Source organism: Conexibacter sp. CPCC 206217 (genome assembly GCF_030646165.1).
Classification (GTDB): domain Bacteria; phylum Actinomycetota; class Thermoleophilia; order Solirubrobacterales; family Solirubrobacteraceae; genus Conexibacter.
The window spans coordinates 64,104-82,225 of sequence record NZ_JAUTDO010000007.1; the positions used below are offsets into that span (position 1 = coordinate 64,104).

The 18,122-nt window shown below is 73.1% G+C and carries 17 protein-coding genes; 16 read left to right on the forward strand and 1 reads right to left on the reverse strand.

Translation table 11 applies throughout. From position 1 onward, the window contains the following. The first annotated feature begins 168 nt into the window (after positions 1-168). The 4 genes from Q7L65_RS19430 (at position 169) to Q7L65_RS19445 (ending at position 3,548) form a co-directional block, all read left to right on the forward strand. On the forward strand, positions 169-867 hold the full coding sequence (locus tag Q7L65_RS19430) for an MgtC/SapB family protein (RefSeq protein ID WP_304723690.1): 699 nt from the start codon (positions 169-171) through the stop codon (positions 865-867). 115 nt (positions 868-982) lie between these two features. Then, complete coding sequence (locus Q7L65_RS19435; protein ID WP_304723692.1) at positions 983-1,762, forward strand: phosphodiester glycosidase family protein; 780 nt, start codon at positions 983-985, stop codon at positions 1,760-1,762. A gap of 52 nt (positions 1,763-1,814) precedes the next feature. Continuing rightward, positions 1,815-2,915: an RNA polymerase sigma factor SigJ gene (sigJ, locus tag Q7L65_RS19440; protein ID WP_304723694.1), complete on the forward strand. Its 1,101-nt coding sequence runs from the start codon at positions 1,815-1,817 to the stop codon at positions 2,913-2,915. Between the two features lie 69 nt (positions 2,916-2,984). Beyond that, positions 2,985-3,548 carry a YceI family protein gene (locus Q7L65_RS19445; protein WP_304723697.1) on the forward strand — a complete coding sequence of 188 codons (564 nt, stop codon included), beginning with the start codon at positions 2,985-2,987 and terminating at the stop codon, positions 3,546-3,548. Between the two features lie 2 nt (positions 3,549-3,550). Here the strand turns inward: Q7L65_RS19445 and Q7L65_RS19450 are convergent, their stop codons facing one another. Then, complete coding sequence (locus Q7L65_RS19450; RefSeq protein WP_304723699.1) at positions 3,551-4,636, reverse strand: hypothetical protein; 1,086 nt, start codon at positions 4,634-4,636, stop codon at positions 3,551-3,553. A gap of 77 nt (positions 4,637-4,713) precedes the next feature. On the opposite strand from Q7L65_RS19450, the gene Q7L65_RS19455 reads away from it, so the two are divergent. From Q7L65_RS19455 to Q7L65_RS19510, 12 genes are all read left to right on the forward strand, one after another. Continuing rightward, positions 4,714-5,115, forward strand: a complete 402-nt coding sequence (locus Q7L65_RS19455) for a DUF1801 domain-containing protein (RefSeq protein ID WP_304723701.1) — start codon at positions 4,714-4,716, stop codon at positions 5,113-5,115. A gap of 353 nt (positions 5,116-5,468) precedes the next feature. Then, entirely contained in the window at positions 5,469-7,106 is a 1,638-nt protein-coding gene (locus tag Q7L65_RS19460; RefSeq protein ID WP_304723703.1) for an ABC transporter substrate-binding protein, read from the forward strand. Next, a complete protein-coding gene (locus Q7L65_RS19465; protein WP_304723704.1) occupies positions 7,103-7,954 on the forward strand; it encodes a hypothetical protein in 852 nt (283 codons plus the stop codon). The genes Q7L65_RS19460 and Q7L65_RS19465 overlap by 4 nt, the downstream gene beginning before the upstream one ends. 7 nt (positions 7,955-7,961) lie before the next feature. Then, complete coding sequence (locus tag Q7L65_RS19470; RefSeq protein WP_370552605.1) at positions 7,962-8,924, forward strand: ABC transporter permease; 963 nt, start codon at positions 7,962-7,964, stop codon at positions 8,922-8,924. Beyond that, entirely contained in the window at positions 8,921-9,844 is a 924-nt protein-coding gene (locus tag Q7L65_RS19475; RefSeq protein WP_304723706.1) for an ABC transporter permease, read from the forward strand. The genes Q7L65_RS19470 and Q7L65_RS19475 overlap by 4 nt, the downstream gene beginning before the upstream one ends. Before the next feature lie 15 nt (positions 9,845-9,859). Beyond that, positions 9,860-11,641 (forward strand): ABC transporter ATP-binding protein, encoded by a 1,782-nt coding sequence (locus Q7L65_RS19480; protein WP_304723708.1) that lies wholly within the window; start codon positions 9,860-9,862, stop codon positions 11,639-11,641. A gap of 85 nt (positions 11,642-11,726) precedes the next feature. Next, positions 11,727-12,365 (forward strand): TetR/AcrR family transcriptional regulator, encoded by a 639-nt coding sequence (locus tag Q7L65_RS19485; RefSeq protein ID WP_304723711.1) that lies wholly within the window; start codon positions 11,727-11,729, stop codon positions 12,363-12,365. Between the two features lie 80 nt (positions 12,366-12,445). Beyond that, a complete protein-coding gene (locus tag Q7L65_RS19490; RefSeq protein WP_304723714.1) occupies positions 12,446-13,138 on the forward strand; it encodes an aspartate/glutamate racemase family protein in 693 nt (230 codons plus the stop codon). Next, complete coding sequence (locus tag Q7L65_RS19495; RefSeq protein WP_304723715.1) at positions 13,123-14,169, forward strand: alcohol dehydrogenase catalytic domain-containing protein; 1,047 nt, start codon at positions 13,123-13,125, stop codon at positions 14,167-14,169. The genes Q7L65_RS19490 and Q7L65_RS19495 overlap by 16 nt, the downstream gene beginning before the upstream one ends. Then, on the forward strand, positions 14,166-15,428 hold the full coding sequence (locus Q7L65_RS19500; RefSeq protein ID WP_304723716.1) for a PLP-dependent aspartate aminotransferase family protein: 1,263 nt from the start codon (positions 14,166-14,168) through the stop codon (positions 15,426-15,428). Before Q7L65_RS19495 ends, Q7L65_RS19500 begins: the two co-directional genes overlap by 4 nt. Continuing rightward, entirely contained in the window at positions 15,425-16,840 is a 1,416-nt protein-coding gene (gene allB / locus Q7L65_RS19505) for an allantoinase AllB (protein WP_304723718.1), read from the forward strand. The genes Q7L65_RS19500 and allB overlap by 4 nt, the downstream gene beginning before the upstream one ends. Further along, positions 16,837-18,060, forward strand: a complete 1,224-nt coding sequence (locus Q7L65_RS19510) for a hydantoinase/carbamoylase family amidase (protein ID WP_304723720.1) — start codon at positions 16,837-16,839, stop codon at positions 18,058-18,060. Before allB ends, Q7L65_RS19510 begins: the two co-directional genes overlap by 4 nt. Positions 18,061-18,122 lie beyond the last annotated feature (62 nt).

Consider the following 18,122-nt stretch of genomic DNA (forward strand, 5'->3'; position numbering starts at 1 on the left):
ACCGGTGGATTCTCGACGTCGCCGCGCCGGCACGCCCGGCGCCGTCACCGGCTCGATGCGCTCCGACGCGCCAGTTCGCGACGCGGATCGGAACAGAGGAGCCTCGACGCCACGCGACCCCCGCGGAAACTCCCGATTCCCCTGACGCAGCGGGGGAATAGCTGGAGGATGTTCAACGAGTGGGATGCGCTGTGGCAGCTGGTGCTCGCGCTCGCGTTGTCGTCGGCGATCGGCTTCGAGCGGGAGCTGCGCCAGAAGAGCGCGGGCTTGCGCACGTACACGCTGGTCGGCGTCGGGTCGGCGCTGTTCATGTTGATCAGCAAGTACGGGTTCGCCGACGTCGTGAACGGCACGACGGTCGTGCTCGATCCCTCGCGTGTCGCGGCGCAGATCGTCTCCGGGATCGGCTTCATCGGCGCTGGGCTGATCTTCGTGCGGCGCGATGCGGTGCGCGGCTTGACGACGGCGGCCGGCATCTGGCTGACCGCCGCGGTCGGTGCCGCCGCGGCCGCCGACCTGCCGATCCTCGCGACCGCGACGACCGCCGCGTACTTCGTCGTCGCGTACGCGTATCCCTGGCTGCTGAGCCGGCTGACGTCGGGGCGCGGTCCGACGGCGGTTCGCGTCACCTACGAGGACGGCCAGGGGATCCTGCGCGAGGTGATGACCACCTGCACACGCGGCGGCTTCGCGATCGCCGACGTGGCGGTCGACCGCCCCGAGGGCGGCGCGCACGACCGCGATCTGGTGCGCGTGCTGCTGGAGTTGCGCGGCAGCAACCCGGTGACGGAGCTGGCGGCGAAGATCAGCGACGTCGTCGGCGTCCACGAGGTGCACGCGGGCGTCGCGCACGAGATGTTCGACTGACGGCGCGCTCGGAGGTCGACTGACCGCGCGGGCGGGGCGCCTTGCGGTCGCGTCGGTGCGCGAGGATGCCTCCGCACTGCGTGGCGTCCGCGCAGGCGGCGAGACTTCGCGGCCGATGTCGCTGCGCACGGATCCGACGTACGAGCTGTCCCGCGCGCGCACGCGCGACGGCGAGGAGACGACCGTCTATCTCGTGCGCCATCCGCTGCCCGCGACGCGGCTGCGTGTCGTCAGCTTCGAGCAGCCGACGCGCCTCGATCGCTGGTGCGCGGCCAGCGGCGTCGCCGAGGCGATCGTCGCCGGGTTCTTCGTCCGTGCGCCGCACCGGCCGCTCGGGGAGGTGCTCGTCGGCGGCCGACCGGTCGTATACGAGCCGATCGCAGCTCCGTGGGGCGAGCGGCGAGGATGCGTGCACGTCGGCGACGGCGCTGCGCACGGAAACGGCGTGACGCTCGCCCCGCGCGAGGAGCTGCCCGCCGAGCTGAGCGGGGACCTGGTGCAGGCCGGCCCCCTGCTCGTGCGCGACGGCGAGGTCGTGCTGCGCCCGGACGAGGATCGCGAGGGCTTCTCGGAGGGCTCGGCGCAGTTCGACTCCGACATCACCGCCGAGCGCCACCCGCGCTGCGCGCTGGGCGTCAGCGACGACGAGCTGCTCGCGGTCTGCTGCGACGGCCGGCGCTCGGGCGTCGACGCCGGGCTCGACCTGGTCGAGCTGGCCGAGCTGATGCGCTCCTTCGGCGCGCGCGACGCGATCAACCTCGACGGCGGCGGCTCCGCCACGCTCGTGCACCGCGGCCACCTCCTCAACCGCCCGTACTCCGATCGCGACCAGCCCTCGCCGGAGTCGCGCCCCGTCGTCACCGCCCTCGTCTTCGAACTGCGGTCGTCGCTCTAACCCGCGTGTCACAGCCGGTCGCCTTGCCTTGTCAAGGTGCTGAGGTGACGATGTGCATCGGAGATCGGACATGCTGATGGGCGACAGGGAGCTCGAGACGCTGCGGCGTCATGGCTTCGGCGTGGCGTACCGGATGCTGGGCAGCGTCTCGGAGGCCGAGGACGTGGCCCAGGAGACGCTCTTGCGCTTCACGCGGCAGGAGGGCGCGATCGACGAGCCGGCCGCCTGGATCACGACGGTCGCGACGCGGTTGTCGATCAACGTCCTGAGGTCGGCGCGGGCGCGTCGCGAGGCCTACGTCGGGCCGTGGCTGCCGGAGCCGCTGCTCGAGGACCCGGAGCCCGGCCCGGCCGCGCGCGCCGAGCTGGCGGACTCGCTGTCGCTGGCGCTGCTGATGCTGCTGGAGCGGCTGAACCCGGTCGAGCGCGCGGCCTACCTGCTGCGCGAGGTGTTCGGCTACGAATACGCGCAGCTCGCCGCCGTGATCGAGCGGACCGAGGCGAACGCGCGACAGCTCGTGACGCGGGCGCGCAAGCACATCGAGGCCAGCCGCCCGCGCTTCGACGCCGACGAGGCCACCCGCGACACGCTGCTGGACCGCTTCCTCGCGGCCGCCGAGGAGGGCGATCTGGCCGCGCTGGAGGAGCTGCTGGCCAAGGACGCGGTCCTGTACGCCGACAGCGGCGGCAAGGCGATGGCGCCGCCGCAGCCGCTCGTGGGCGCCGCGCTGATCGCGAGCTTCATGGCCGCGGTCGCGCAGGTGCGCCCACTGTCAGGGGAGTTCGAGACGCGGCGGGTGCGGGTCAACGGCCAGCCCGGCCGTCTGCTGCGCGGCCCGGACGAGCCGCAGCCCGGGGAGGCGGAGCGGCGCGCCGCCGCGGGGGAGATGGCGCGTGTGGCGTCCGGCGAGGTCGACCCGCAGCAGTTGGCCGCGCTCGTCAGGCGCGCCCGCGAGGCTGCCGCCGCCCGTGAGGCTGCCGCCGGCCGTCAGGCCGCCGCCGCCCGCGAGGCCGCCGCCGGCCGAGCGGCCGGGACGGTCCCCGCGCAGCAGGCTGAGAGCAGGGTCTGGAGCGTGCTCACGGTCGACGTCGTCGACGGCCGGATCCAGGCCGTGCGGATCGTGCGCAACCCGGACAAGCTCGCGCATCTCTGAGCTGTCACAGGGCGGGTGGCTGCGCTGTCAGACGTGCGAGCAGCCGAATCCCGCACCAGGAGGATCCCCATGTCGTCACTCTCAGCTCAGCCCTTCGCCGGCCTCTTCCGCGCCTCGCCGGAGGTCTCCACGATCGCGTTCGCGGTGCGCCACTCCGGCGTCTTCCGCTTTCGCGGCACGTTGTCGGATGTGACCGCGACGCTGCGGGGCGACGGCGGCGACGCGCCGGCACTCGAAGGGTCCGCGCGCGTCGCGTCGATCTCGATCGCCGAGCCGGCCGCGCTGCGCGCAAGCGTGCTCGGACCGGAGTTCTTCGACGTCGAGCACCATCCCGAGCTCAGCTTCCGCTCGACCGCGATCCGCCTCGGCGACGACGGCCAGGCAGCGGTCGACGGCGAGCTGACGATGCGCGGCGTGACGCGCACCGTCACCGCCGCCGGCCAGTTCGACTCGCCGCGGCAGGTCGGCTTCGGCGAGGCCGCGGGCATGCGCCTCCAGACGACCGTCGACCGCCGCGACTGGGGCTTCGACTGGCAGGTTCAGCTGCCCGGCGGCGGCAACGCGGTCGCCTGGGACGTCGAGTTCGACGTCGACCTGCTGTTCATGCGTGCGGAGGCAGACGCCGACGGGTGATCTCAGTCGCGGATGTCGAAGTAGCCGTCGCCGCCCAACAGGATGCCTTCGCCCGCAGCCTTCAGGGAGCCGTCGTCGTTGAGGTAGTTGGCGACCGTCTCGATCCGCTCTCTGCCGTCCGCGTAGGCGAGCCGGAGGGTGTGGTCGGCGCGGATCTCGTACGTGCCCTTGCTGTCGGGCGGGACGGCGGCCCAGTCGACGATCGGGCCGCTGCCGGAGGAGACGGCGTCGCGGACGAACGTGCCGTCGGGCAGGAACGTCAGGTTCTCGGTGTAGTAGCTGCAGTAGAGCGGGCAGAGGCCGCTCGAGTTGGAGTACGTGACGGTCGTGTCCCAACGCGCGCCGGCCGGCGGGAAGCCGAACTCGCCGTAGTTGTCGGAGTCGAACTCCAGTCTGCGGCCGGTCAGCGTCGCGGGCTTGCCGTCGATCGTCAGCTGATTCGTTCTGGCGTCGTAGCTGTACGGCTTGCAGGTGTCGCTGACCGCGGCGCACGTCGGCAGGGCGCTCTCGGTCGCGGCCGTGAAGACGAGGTCGGGGCCGGTGAAGTAGAGCGTGAACTGCTGGATCCCGTTGATCGTGTACTGCGAGCCCCAGAAGTAGCGGCCGGCGAGCGAGTTCGGGTTGACCGGCGGCGCGGGCGTTCTCGGTGGGATCGACGGGACGGATCTCGCCGGCGCGGGGCCGAACGCGAGGCGGGTGCTCGTCAGCGTCTTGCCGCGTCTCGTCACCTTCACGACGAGCCGGCCTCTCTGCGGCCCTCTGCCGGTGCGGCTCAGGCTGACGCCGAGACGGGCCGCCCTGCCGGCGCCGAGCGGCGGCAGCGCGCGGCTCGTCTTCCCGCGCTTGGCGCCGGCGAGCGCGACCTTCACGCCTCTCGCCGACGCGACCGAGACGACCAGGCCGCTGACGCGTCTTCTGCCGGTGTTCTTCACGACGACGGTCGTCCTCTTCGCTCTCGTCGACAACGGCGCGGTCACGGGTCTCGCCGACACCCTCACCGGCGTGGCGGCGGCGAGCGCCGCCGCGGGGGCGGCGACGGCCGCGGCGGCGGCCAGGACGACGGGCAGGCTCCAACGGACGGCTCTCACGGGACGGTGTCTCCTCATCGCATTCTTCGTCATACGCCAAACCGTCATACCCGTTCAGGGGTGGGTAACGTCACCCCATGACGAACAGATCAGAGCAGGACGTCGAGGCCGCCTCCGAGCTGATCGACGCGCGGATCGAGCAACTGGGCGACTGGCGGGGCGAGACGCTCGCCGCGCTGCGAGCCCTGATCAAGCAGGCCGACCCCGACGTGGTCGAGGAGTGGAAGTGGAGAAAGGCCACGAACCCGGGAGTTCCGGTCTGGTCTCACAGCGGCATCGTCTGCACCGGCGAGACCTACAAGAGCGCCGTGAAGCTCACGTTCATGAAGGGCGCCCGGCTCGACGATCCGTCGAGACTGTTCAACGCGAGCCTCGAAGGCAACACCCGGCGCGCGATCGACGTGCACGAGGGCGACGAGATCGACGAGCAGGCCTTCGTCGCGCTCATCCGGGCTGCCGTCAGCCTGAACGAGTCCTAGACGGCGCCGCCGGCGGCGGCCGCGGCCGCTCAGGCCGTTCGCGCGGGCAGCGGCAGGAGGGGCAGGGCGCGCGCTGCGTCCGCGGTGGTGTCCGGCGTCTGCCGCCGACCTCCCTCGACCCGCTCGCCACGACGCCGGTCGCGCTAATCCGATAAAACCGCCCGGAATGGTCAGATTGACCAGACTGGCGTTACGGAACGACCATCGTGCGCGAGAGGCTATGTCGATGTGCCTTTGTACATCGGTATCTACGCACAAAACAACTGTTGTGATATAAACTCGACCGAACTGGTGTGGTTTAGCCGTGCCGTCGGTCGCAGATCACTTCCGAACCCTCTGAAAGAGACGACTGCATGACCCCAGAGAAGGGCGTCCCGGACTTCGTATCCCACGGTCACACGCGCCGTCAGGTGGTGCGTGGAACGCTTGCCGGCGGCGTGGTCGTCGGCCTCGGCGGACTGCTCGCCGCGTGCGGCGGCGACAGCGACAGCGGCGCTGCGACCGGCAGCTCGACCGGCGCGACGACCGCCGCCGAGCCCGGCAGCTTCAGACGCGGCGGGACGCTGCGCGTCGGCGCGACGGGCGGCGGCGCGAGAGACACGCTCGACGCCCACCGCACCACGTCGGATCCCGACATGGCGCGGATCTGGAACCTCTACGAGCCGCTCGCGGTGCGCTCGACGAGCTTCGAGGAGCTGGAGATGCTCGTCGCCGAGTCGATCGAGCCGGAGGGCAAGACGGCCGACACCTGGATCGTGAAGATCCGGCCGGGCATCCTCTTCCACGACGGCAGACCGGTGACCGCCGACGACGTCATCTTCTCGATCCAGCGCATCCTCGATCCGAGAGATCCCAAGCAGGGCGCCGCGTCGATCGGCTACGTCGACTACAGACGGCTCAGAAAGCTCGACGACAAGACCGTCCGGATCCCGCTCAGACAGCCGAACGCCGGCTTCCCGGACGACATCGGCCAGCCCTTCAACGGGATCGTGCCGGTCGGCTACGACCCGAGAGCGCCGATCGGCACCGGCGCCTTCAGATACCAGAGCTTCACGCCCGGCGAGCAGAGCACGTTCGTGCGCAACGAGCACTACTGGCAGGAGGGCAAGCCGGCCGTCGACACGCTCGTGATCATCGACTTCGCCGACGACGCCGCGCGCGTCAACGCGCTGCTCGGCGACCAGGTCGACGCGATCGACAACCTGCCGGCGCCGCAGATCGCGAGCGTCAGAGCGAACCCGAAGCTGAGAGTGCTGATCTCCAGAACGGGCGCATGGAAGCCGATCACGATGCGCGTCGACGCCGCTCCGTTCGACGACGTGCGCGTGCGGCAGGCGTTCCGCCTGATCGTCGACCGCGAGCAGATGGTGCAGCAGGTGCTGGCCGGCGAGGGCGAGATCGCCAACGACATCTTCGGTCGCTACGACGCCGCCTACAACTCCTCGCTGCCGCAGCGAACGCAGGACCTCGAGCAGGCGAGAGCGCTGTTGAAGCAGGCGGGGCGGGAGGGGCTGTCGATCGAGTTCGTGACGGCGCCGGTCTTCCAAGGCGCGGTCGAGCAGGCGCAGGTGTTCGCGCAGCAGGCGAAGGGCGCCGGCGTCGACGTGAAGCTCAGAAAGGTCGACTCGAGCACCTTCTACGGGCCCGACTACCTCAGATGGGTGCTGGCGCAGGACTCGTGGTCGACGCGCCTCTACCTGCCGCAGGTGTCGCAGAGCAACCTGCCGACGTCGCCGTTCAACGAGACGCACTGGAACCCGCCCGAGTTCGTGAAGCTGATCGACCAGGCGCGCGCCGAGCTGGACGAGGCCAAGCGCACCGAGATCATCCACCAGGCGCAGAGAATGCAGTACGAGCAGGGCGGCGAGATCATCCCGTACTGGTCCAACATGATCGACGCTCACAGCGCCGCGGTCGGCGGCTTCGTCGAGGCGAGATCGGGCTTCAACCTCGGCAACTTCTGGTTCAAGAACGTGGGGTTCATCAGATGAGCAGTCAGCAGTCAGCCGCCGCGACGGCGGAGATCCCCGTGCGGCGCGAGACCGTGCGCGCCGCCGACACCGCGACCGTCGTCGCGCTCAACGCCGACTGCGTCGCGCGCGGTCGCGTGCACGTGCTCGCCGACGAGCTGATCGCACGGCTCGATCCCGACGGCGTGCACCTGCTGTGGGGCGCGTTCCCGCACGACCACGAGTCGATCGTCGAGCGCGTCGGCGACGACGGCGAGCCGTCGCTGCCGCAGCGGATCGCGTTTCGCAACGGCAGCGAGGGGTGGCCGTCGAGACCGCACCTGCGGACCGTCTGGCTGCTGTCGGTCGTCGACGGCGACCCGAAGGAGGGGATCATCCACCTCGACCACGCCGACGTGCTCGCGCTGCCGGAGTACACGCGTCCGCCCGACGCCGACTACCCGCCCGCGACCGGCCCGGTGCGCGAGAGCCTCACGCTGCAGACGCTGCGCGCGGCCGACACCGCGACGATCTCCGCGCTGAACGGCTCCTCCGTCGACAAGGGGCACGTGCGCGTGCTCAGAGGCGACACGCTGACGCAGCTGGACCCCGATGGCGTCCACCTGCTGTGGGGCACCTTCCCGCACGACCAGGAGACGACGATCGAGCGGATCGGCACGGCCGGCACGCCCGACCTGCCGCAGCGGATCGCGCTGCGCAACGGCAGTCCCGGCAGCCCCGAGATCCCGCACCTGCGGACCGTCTGGGTCGTCTCGGTCCTCGACGGCGATCCGGTCGAGGGGATCATCCACCTCGACCACGAGCAGGTCGCCGCGCTGCCGGAGTACGTGCGGACCGGCCCCGACGCGGCGGCGACGCCGCCGGCCTGAGGAGCCGCTGCGGGTGGTCGCGACGCTGATCCTGCGCCGGCTGGCGCTCGGGCTGCTGACGCTGTGGCTCGTGTCGCTGCTCGTCTTCGGCGCGACGCTGGCGCTGCCGGGCGACACCGCGACCGCGATCCTCGGGCGTGACGCGACCCCCGCACGGCTGACCGCGCTGCGCGCGCAACTCGACCTCGACGAGCCGGTCGTCAGCCGCTACGTCAGCTGGCTGAAGGGAATGGCGACCGGCGACCTCGGCGAGTCGGCGGCGACGCGCGAGCCGGTCGGCAAGCTGCTGTCGGACCGCGTCGCCAACTCCGCCGCGCTCGTGCTCGTCGCGGGCCTGATCGCGATCCCGCTGTCGCTGCTGCTGGGGGTGCTCGCGGCCGTGCGCCGCGACGGCTGGTTCGACCAGATCGGCTCGACGACCGGGCTCGTGCTCGCGGCGATCCCGGAGTTCGTGATCGCGCTCGTGCTGGTGCTGGTGTTCGCCACGACGCTGGTGCAGTGGCTGCCGGCCGTCTCGCTCGCGCAGCCCGGCGAGCGCGTCTGGTCCAGCCCGCAGTCGATGGTGCTGCCGGTCGCGACGCTGGTGCTCGCGGTCGTGCCGTACCTGGCGCGCGTGATGCGCAGCTCGATGGTCGAGATCCTCGCCAGCGACTACGTCACCAACGCGCGCCTGCGCGGGCTCTCGCGACGCCGCGTGACGTGGCGCCATGCGCTGCCGAACGCGATCGTGCCAGGCATCCAGGCGTCGGCGCTGCAGTTGGCGTGGATGGCCAGCAGCGTCGTCGTGGTCGAGTACGTGTTCGCCTTCCCGGGCATCGGCACGACGCTCGTCGACGCGGTCGGCAACCGCGACATCCCGGTCGTGCAGGCGGTGACGATGATCGCGGCCGCGGTCTACGTCGTCTGCAACCTCGTCGCCGACGTCGCGACGATCCTGCTGACGCCGAAGCTGCGGACGCGGGCGCGATGAGCGACCTCGACGTCGCGGTCTTCGGCGACCCGGTCGTGAGCGGCGAGCACGGCGCGGGCGGCGCTGGCGCCTCCGGCACGCGCCGGCGTCGTCCGCTCGCGCGCGGCGTGCTGCGCTCCACGCGCATGCGGATCGGCCTCGCGCTCGTCGCGCTCGTCGTGCTGACCGCGCTGCTGGGTCCGCTGCTGGCGCCGCACTCGCCGACCGAGTTCGTCGGCGCGCCGAACGCCGGGCCGGCGCCGGGACTTCCCTTCGGCACCGACGCGCTCGGCCGCGACGTGCTGAGCCGCTTCCTCTCAGGCGGGCGCACGATCCTCTGGCTGGCCGCGGCCGCGACGCTGCTCGGCGTCGCCGCGGGCGCGCTCGTCGGGCTTGTCGCCGCGTACGCGCGCGGCGCCGGCGACGAGCTGCTGATGCGCCTGACGGATGCGATCCTCGCCTTCCCGCAGGTCGTGCTGGTGCTGCTCGCCGTCGCGGTCTTCGGCCCGCGGCTGTGGCTGCTGGTGCTGGCGGTCGCGCTGACGCACATGCCGCGCGTGGCGCGCGTGCTACGCGGCGCCGCGCAGGAGGTCGCCGAGCGCGACTTCGTCAAGAGCGCCGAGGCGGCGGGCGAGCGGCGCACGCGGATCGTCCTGTTCGAGCTGCTGCCGAACGTCACGACGCCGCTGCTGGTCGAGCTGGGGCTGCGGCTGACCTACTCGATCGGTCTCGTCGCCGCGATCGAGTTCCTCGGCTTCGGCCTGCAGCCGCCGGCCGCCGACTGGGGGCTGATGATCAACGAGAACCGCCTCGCGCTCGCCGCGCAGCCGTGGGGCGTCGTGCTGCCGGTGATCGCGATCGCGCTGCTGAGCGTCGGCACGAACCTCGTCACGGACGCCTTCGCGCGCACCGCGATCGGTCTCGACCGCGAGGAGGGCTGAGCGCTGCCGGCCGCAGTGACCGACCTGCGGATCGAGCTGCGCGGCTCCGGCGCGGCGATCGTCGAGCAGATCTCGTTCGCGTTGAGAGCGGGCGAGGTGCTCGGGCTCGTGGGCGAGTCGGGGTCAGGCAAGACGACGGTCGGGATGGCGCTGCTCGGCCACGTCCGTCGCGGCGGACGGATCGGCGGCGGCAGCGTCCTGGTGGACGGCGCGGACGTCGCCGGCGCGAGTGACGCGCAGCTGGAGCGGCTGCGCGGCCGCGTCGTCGCCTATGTCCCGCAGGATCCCGGCAGCGGGTTGAACCCGGCGCTGCGCGTCGGCTCGCAGCTGACGGAGGTGCTCGACGCGCACCTGCCGCAGCTGAGCGCCGCCGAGCGCGCCGCGCGCCTCGCCGAGCTGCTGGAGGAGGTCGGGCTGCCCGGCGAGGAGCGCTTCCTGCGCTCCTATCCGCACCAGCTCTCCGGTGGGCAGCAGCAGCGCGTGCTGATCGCGATGGCGTTCGCGCCGCGCCCGAGCGTCGTCGTCTGCGACGAGCCGACGACCGGGCTCGACGTCACGACTCAGGCGCGCGTGCTGCAGACGCTGCGCGAGCTGTGCCGCGCCCATGGCGTCGCCGCCCTCTACGTCAGCCACGACCTCGCCGTCGTCGGCGAGATCGCCGACCGGATCGCCGTCATGTACGCCGGCCGGATCGTCGAGCAGGGTCCTGCGGCCGCGCTGCTGAGCGACCCGCGCCACCCGTACACGCGGCTGCTGCTGCGCGCGGTGCCCGACGCGGCCGGGGATCGCACACCGCTCGGGATCGCCGGCCACGCGCCGCCGCCCGGTGCGCGGCCGAGCGGGTGCGCGTTTCATCCGCGTTGCCCGTTGGCGAGCGAGGTGTGCGCGAGGCAGGATCCGCCCGCGGTCGACCTCGACGCCCGCTTCGCCCTCTGCCACCACGTCGCACTGGCCCCGGGGATCTCGCTCGCCGGCGCGCTGCCGGCCGCGTCCGAGCTCGCGGTCGTCGCGCCGGAGGCGCCCGTGCTGGAGCTGCGCGGGTTGAGCGCCGCGCATGCCGAGCGCACCACGCTGCATGACGTCGAGCTGGCCGTCGGCCGCGACGAGTGCGTCGCGCTGGTCGGCGAGTCCGGCAGCGGCAAGACGACGCTCGCGCGCTGCGTCGCGGGGCTGCACGGGCGCTACGACGGCGAGGTCCGCTTCGAAGGCGAGTTGCTGCCCGGCTCCGCGCGAGGGCGCTCGCGCGACGCGCGCCGCGGGATCCAGTACGTCTTCCAGAACCCGTACGCGTCGCTGAACCCGCGCCGCACGGTCGGCGCGACGATCGCGCGCCAGCTGCAGCTGTTCGGCGACGTCAGCCGACGCGACGCGCGCCGTGCCGCGGTCGAGACGCTGGCGCGCGTGGCGCTCGCGCCCGGGATCGCCGAGCAGCGTCCTGACGAGCTGTCGGGCGGCGAGCGACAGCGCGTCGCGATCGCCCGCGCGCTGGCCGCGCAGCCGCGCCTGCTCGTCTGCGACGAGGTCACCTCCGCGCTCGACGTCTCGGTGCAGGCGACGATCGTCGCGCTGCTGCGCGAGCTGCGCGACGAGAGCGGCCTCAGCCTGCTCTTCATCACGCACGACCTCGCGCTCGTGCGGACCGTCGCCGACCGCGTCGCGGTGCTGTCGGACGGACGGATCGTCGAGCAGGGCGCGGTCGCGGACGTGTTCCGCGCGCCGGCGGCCGGCTACACGCGCGAGCTGCTCGCGAACACGCCGCGGCTCGAGGACGCCGCGAGGCTGCGGGAGCCGGCATGAGCCGCGCCCGCCCGCACCCCCAACTGTTAGGGTCGCGCAACTATGGTTACGGTCGCCGCGAGGCGCTTGGAAATGGGGATGGGCGATGTCTGACCTAGTGCACGGGGACGACCCGCGTCAGCGGCTGCACGACGTCGACGAGGCGGCGCGCAGAGTGATCGTGCGCAAGGGGCTGGGCGCGACGACGCTGCGCGACATCTCGCGCGAGGGCGGCTTCACGACCGGCCTGCTGACGCACTACTTCGCCGACAAGCAGGCGCTCATCTTCGGCGTCTTCTCGAGCGCCTCCGACCGTTGGATCGGCCGCGTCAGAAGCTCGCTCGGCGCTGTTCACACGGTCGAGGAGCAGCTCTGCGTGATCGTCGAGCTGTGCGTCCCGAAGGCCGAGGAGGACCAGCTCGAATGGCGCCTGTGGTCGGAGATGTGGACCTACGCCGGCTGGAACGCGGAGTTCGCCGCGTACCTGATCGAGACGGACGCGCTGTGGGAGAACGAGCTGCGTGCGGTGATCGAGCGCGCGGTGCAGGAGGAGGTGCTGCCGGCCGACCTCGACGCCGCCGAGCAGGCGCGCATCATCGGCCGGCTCGTCGACGGCCTCGGTGTGCGCACGATGCTGAACGGGCGCTGGGACGAGGCGCGCGGGACGCTCGTCGCGCACCTCACCTCGCTCGGGCTCGCGCCGCGCGTGGTGCGGGTGCTGAACGGGATCGTCGCGACCGCCTGAGCGGCCCGCGTGCTGCCGTCGACCATGCGTGCCGCACGACACCTCGTCGCTTCCATAACGACGGTTATGATGGGCTTTCGATGGATCCGTTTCGGCTCGGCCTCCTGAACCCCAACAGCAGCGAGGCGGACACCGCCGCGATGGCAGCGCTGATCGCGCCGTCGCTGCCGGGCGGGGCGGTGCTGGAGCGCTTCACCGCACGCGACGGGCACGCCGCGATCGAGGGCGAGGCCGAGCATGCCGACGCTGCTGTCGAGGTGCTGCGGATGATTCGCGCGGCGCCGCAGCTCGACGCGTACCTGATCGGCTGCTTCGACGATCCCGGACTGCACGCGGCGCGCGAGCTGACGCGGGCGCCGGTCGTCGGGATCGGCGAGGCGGCCTACGGCGCGGCCGCGCTCGTCGGCCGCCGCTTCGCCGTCATCACGACGCTGCGCCGGGGCGTCGCGGCGATCGAGGACGGGCTCGCCGCGAAGGGACTGCGCGACCGCTGCGCCGGGGTGCTGGCGCTGGAGCGCGGCGTCGAGCGCCAGCGCGAGGCCGACGCCGCCGACGCGATAGCTGCGCTCGGACGCGACGCGGTCGAGCGCCTCGGCGCCGACGCGCTCGTGCTCGCCTGCGGCGCGATGGCCGCCTCCGGCGCCGACGTCTCGCGACGGCTCGGCGTGCCGGTGAGCGACGGCGTCGCGTTCGGGGCGTTGACGGCGCATGCGCTGTGGCGGACGGGGATGCGGACGAGCAAAGCGAACGCGTATGGGTGGCCGGGCCGATGATGCGCGCCGCCGTCTTCCGCCGCCACGGCGGACCCGAGGTGCTGGAGCACGCGCTCGTGCCCGCGCCGCGTCCGGCGCACGACGAGGTGCTGATCGACGTGCACGCATGCGGGATCAACCACTCCGACCTCGATTCGCGCGCAGGCACCTCGCGCTGGCAGTTCGAGCTGCCGTTCGCGCTGGGGGCGGAGTTCGCCGGGACGGTCCGCGAGCTGGGCGACGACGTCCGCGGCGTGCGCGTCGGGCAGCCCGTGACGGCGCTGCAGCAGTATAGCTGCGGCCGCTGCCGCGCCTGCACCAGCTGGCGTCAAGATCTCTGCGCCGCCTTCACCGTCTTCGGGACCGACCGCTGGGGCGGCTACGCCGAGCAGGTCGCGGTGCCGGCGCGGGCGCTGGTCTCGCTCGCCTCCGAAGACCAGTTCGTCGTCGCCGCCGCAGCGCAGACGGTCGTCAGCACCGCCTGGCACATGACGGTCGCGCTCGCGCAGGTCCGCGCGGGGGAGACCGTACTGGTGCCGAGCGCGTCGGGCGGCGTCGCCGGCGCCCTGGTGCAGTGCGCCAAGCGCGCCGGCGCGCGCGTGATCGCGACGGTCGGCTCGCCCGCGAAGCTCGACGCCGTCGCCGACCTCGGCGCCGACGAGGTCTTCTGCCACCGCGACAGCCCGGTCGGCGAGACGGTCGCGCGGCTGACCGGGGGCCGCGGCGTCGACGCGGTCCTCGACACCGTCGGCGGTCCGCTGTTCGGCGAGCACCTCGGCGCGCTGACGCCCGACGGGCGCCTCGCGACCTGCGGCGCGCACGCCGGCGAGCGGGTCGAGCTGGACGTCGTGGCGCTGTTTCAGAGCGGCCGCCGGATCCTCGGCTTCCGCGTCGCGACGCCCGACGAGATCGAGTACTCGCTCCAGCTCGCCCTGAGCGGCGTGCTGCGCGTGCCGATCCACGCGACCTACGGCTTCGACGAGGCGGCGCAGGCGCATCGCGCGCTGGAGCGGCGCGAACACGTCGGCAAGCTCGTCATGGTCAGACGATGAACGAACGCCCACCGCAGCGAATCGCGACGACCGCGGTGCACGGCGCCCGCGCGAGCGCCACGCTCGCGAGCGCCACGCGCGCAAGCGGCGCACACGCAAGCGACCCGCGCGCAAGCGACCTGCGTGCCGGCGGCCCACCGCCGGTCCGGTCCACCGTCGTCGGCCCGGTCCACCACGGCGCGACGTTCCCGCTCGACGACGCCGCGCTGGACGACGTCGCCGCCACCGGCGGACGCAACACGTGGTACTACTCGCGCCTCGCCAACCCGACGGTCGCGCGCGTCGCCGGGGTCGTCGCGGCGCTGGAGGGAGCGCCCGCGGCCGAGCTGTTCGCCTCCGGGATGGCGGCGATCGACACGGTCCTGACCGCGCTCGTGGCGCCCGGCGGCCATCTCGTCGCGGCCGCCGACCTGTACGGCGACACGGTCGGCCTGCTCGCGGGCGAGTGGGCCGCGGCCGGACGTCGTGTCAGCTGGGTCGACGTCGGCGACCACGCGGGCTTCGAGCGCGCGCTGCAGGGCGGCGCCGACGCGATCTACGTCGAGGCGCTCTCCAACCCGATGCTGCGCGTCGCCGACCTGACGGCGCTGGCGCAGATCGCGCACCGCGCCGGCGCGCTGGCGATCGTCGATGCGACGTTCGCCTCGCCCGTCAACGTGCGCCCGTACGAGCACGGCTTCGACGTCGTCGTGCACTCTGCGACGAAGTACCTCAACGGCCACTCCGACCTGATCGCCGGGGCGGTCGCGGGTTCGGAGCAGGCGCTCGCGCGGGTCCGACCGCTGGCTGCGCTGCGGGGCGCGACGCTCGACCCCGGCGCCGCGTTCCTGCTCGAGCGCGGACTCAAGACGCTCGCGGTGCGGATGGAGCGCCACAACGCCAACGGCCTCGCCGTCGCGACCTGGCTCGACGGGCACGACGCTGTCGCCTCCGTCGCGTATCCGCTGCTGGCGGACCATCCCGACCGCGCGCTCGCGATCCAGCAGCTGACGGGCGCATCGGGAATCGTGACCGTCACGCTGGCGGGCGATGCGGGACGCGCGCGCCGGCTGGTCGGCGCGCTGCGGCTGATCGAGCACGCCGCGAGCCTCGGCGGCGTCGAGAGCCTCGCGTGCCTGCCGCGCTTCACCTCGCACGTCACGCTCGACGCGGCGGAGCTCGACCGCCAGGGAATCGGGCCGACGACGATCCGCCTCTCGCTCGGGATCGAAGACGCCGACGACCTGATCGCCGACCTCGACCAGGCGCTCGCCGCGTGACACCGGGCAAGCGCACCGTGATCGCGCACGGCACGGTCGCCGCCGACTACGGCAGCGTTCGCGCGCACGTCGTGATCGAGGACGAGCGGATCGTCGCGCTGAGCGACGACGACGCGGTCCTGCACGGGGCCGACGAGCTGATCGACGCGCGCGGCCGCTTCGTGCTGCCGGGCGCGATCGACCTCCACTCGCACTTCGAGGATCCCGGCCACACCGAGCGCGAGGACTTCACGACCGGCACGATGGCCGCCGCCGCCGGCGGCTTCACGACGGTCGTCGAGCATCCGCTCACCTACCCGCCGACGACGACAGTCGAGCTGTACACGCAGAAGCGCGCGATGGCGGAGCGCAAGGCCGTCGTCGACTTCGGGTTGTGGGGCGCGCTGACGAGCACGGCGCTGGGGCAGATGGAGGGTCAGTGGGCGGAGGGAGCGCTCGGCTTCAAGGCGTTCATGCCGGTCTCGGACCCGTCGTATCCGCACGTCGACGACGACGAACTGCTGCAGGGGATGCGGACGGTCGCGGCGCTCGGCGGGATCGTGCTGATCCACGCCGAGAACGACGCGCTGCTGCGCGGCAACATCAGCCGGCTGCGCGCCGCCGGGCGCACCGACACGCTGGCGCACTACGAGTCGCGCCCGCCGTTCGTCGAGGAGGAGGCGGTCCACCGCGCGCTGTTCCTCGCCGCGCATGCCGGCGCGCGCGTGCAGATCGTGCACACGTCCAGCCCCGTCAGCGTCGACCTGATCGCCGCGGCGCGGCGCGGCGGCCTGGCGGCGACCGCCGAGGTCTGTCCCCACCACCTGCTGCTCGACCTCGACGACGGCCTCGCGCTCGGCCCCTACGGCGCCTGCGCGCCGGCGCTGCGCGAGCGCGCGCTGGTCGAGGGCATGTGGGAGCGCGTGCTCGACGGCACGATCGACTGCCTCGTCTCCGACCACGCCGCCTACCCGATCGCCGAGAAGGAGCTGGGGCGGGAGGACATCTTCGAGGTCCCGCTCGGCTGCCAGGTGATCCAGGAGACCGTGCCGCTGGTGCTGTCGGAGGCCGTGCACGAGCGCGGCATGGCGCTCGACGCGTTCGTGCGCTTCAGCTCCACCAACGCCGCCCGGATCGCCGGCCTCTACCCGCGCAAGGGCACGCTCCTGCCGGGCAGCGACGCCGACGTGGCGATCTGGGACCTCGACGCGCGCTGGAGTGTCGACGCGGTCGCGCAGCAGTTCTCCAAGAACCCGTGGTCGCCGTTCGCCGGACGCGCCGTGCGCGGACGCGTGTTGCGGACGCTCGTGCGCGGGGAGACGGTCTTCGCCGACGGCGAGATCCACGTCGCGCCTGGGCACGGCGGGTTCGTCAGCGGGGTGCCGGGTGCGCTGGAGCGCGGCGCGTCCGACAGCGGAGCGCCGCGCGGTTGACCGTCGCCGCGGGGTCGCAGCGGGTGCTGCAGCGGCTCGAGCGGCTGTTCGAGCTGGGCGCATCGCCGCACGCGAACCGGCCGGGGCTGAGCGCGACGGAGGAGGAGGCCTGCGGTCTGGCTGCGGGCTGGATGGCCGAGGCCGGCCTGACCGTGCAGCGCGACGGCGCCGGCAACGTGATCGGCCGCTTGCCGGGCACGCGACCGCAGCTGCCGGAGGTGTGGACCGGCTCGCACCTCGACACGGTCCCCGCGGGCGGCCGCTTCGACGGCGCGCTCGGCGTCGTCGCGGGGATCGAAGCCGTCGCGGCGTTGCGCGAGCGGTCGCTGCGCCGCACCGTCGCCGTCGCCGTGCTGCGCGACGAGGAGGGCTGGCGCTTCGGCCGCGGCCTGTTCGGCAGCCGCGCGCTGACGGGCGCGCTCGACCCCGCCGAGCTGGACGATCGCGACGGCGACGGCATCACGCGGCGCGAAGCGCTGCACGCGCTCGGATACGCCGCCGACGGGCCGGACGTCGGCGGGCGTGAGACGATCGGCGCGTTCGTCGAGCTGCACGTCGAGCAGGGGCCGGTGCTCGCCCGTCTCGGCGCGCCGGTCGGGATCGTCGAGGGGATCGTCGCGATGTCGGGCCTGGAGGTCAGCTTCGACGGCCGCGGCGGGCACGCCGGCACGACGCCGATGGCCGCACGTGCGGACGCGTTCGCCGCCGCCGCCGCGACGGCGCTCGCGCTGCGTGACGCGGCCCTGCGGATCGACGGCGCCGTCGCGACGGTCGGCGCCGTCGCGGTCACGCCCGGGGCGGCGAACGTCGTGCCGGAGCGAGCCGTGCTGTCGGTCGACGTGCGCGCGCCCGACGATCCACGGCTCGCGCACCTCGAAGCGGACCTCCACGCGGCCGCCCACCGCTGCGCGCAGGAGGCGGGCTGCAGGCACGCGGTCGTCCGCCGCTGGCAGCAGCCCGCCGCGCCGATGGCCGCGCCCGTCCGCGCCGCTCTGGCGCATGCCGCGCAGGCGGCCGGGCTCAGCGCGCCAGAGCTGCTGTCGGGCGCGGGCCACGACGCGCAGTCGTTCGCCGCCGTCGGGATCCCGACCGGGATGCTGTTCGCCCGCAGCCTCGCCGACGGCGTCAGCCACACGCCCGCGGAGCACACGGACGAGCATGCGATCGCGATCGCGACGCAGGTCCTCTCGGCCGCCCTGGCCGATCTCGCGGCGAGCTAGCTGACGTCCACAGGGCCGACCGGCTCGAGGACCCAGCTCCGTCGCGCGCGAGCTGCTGAGAG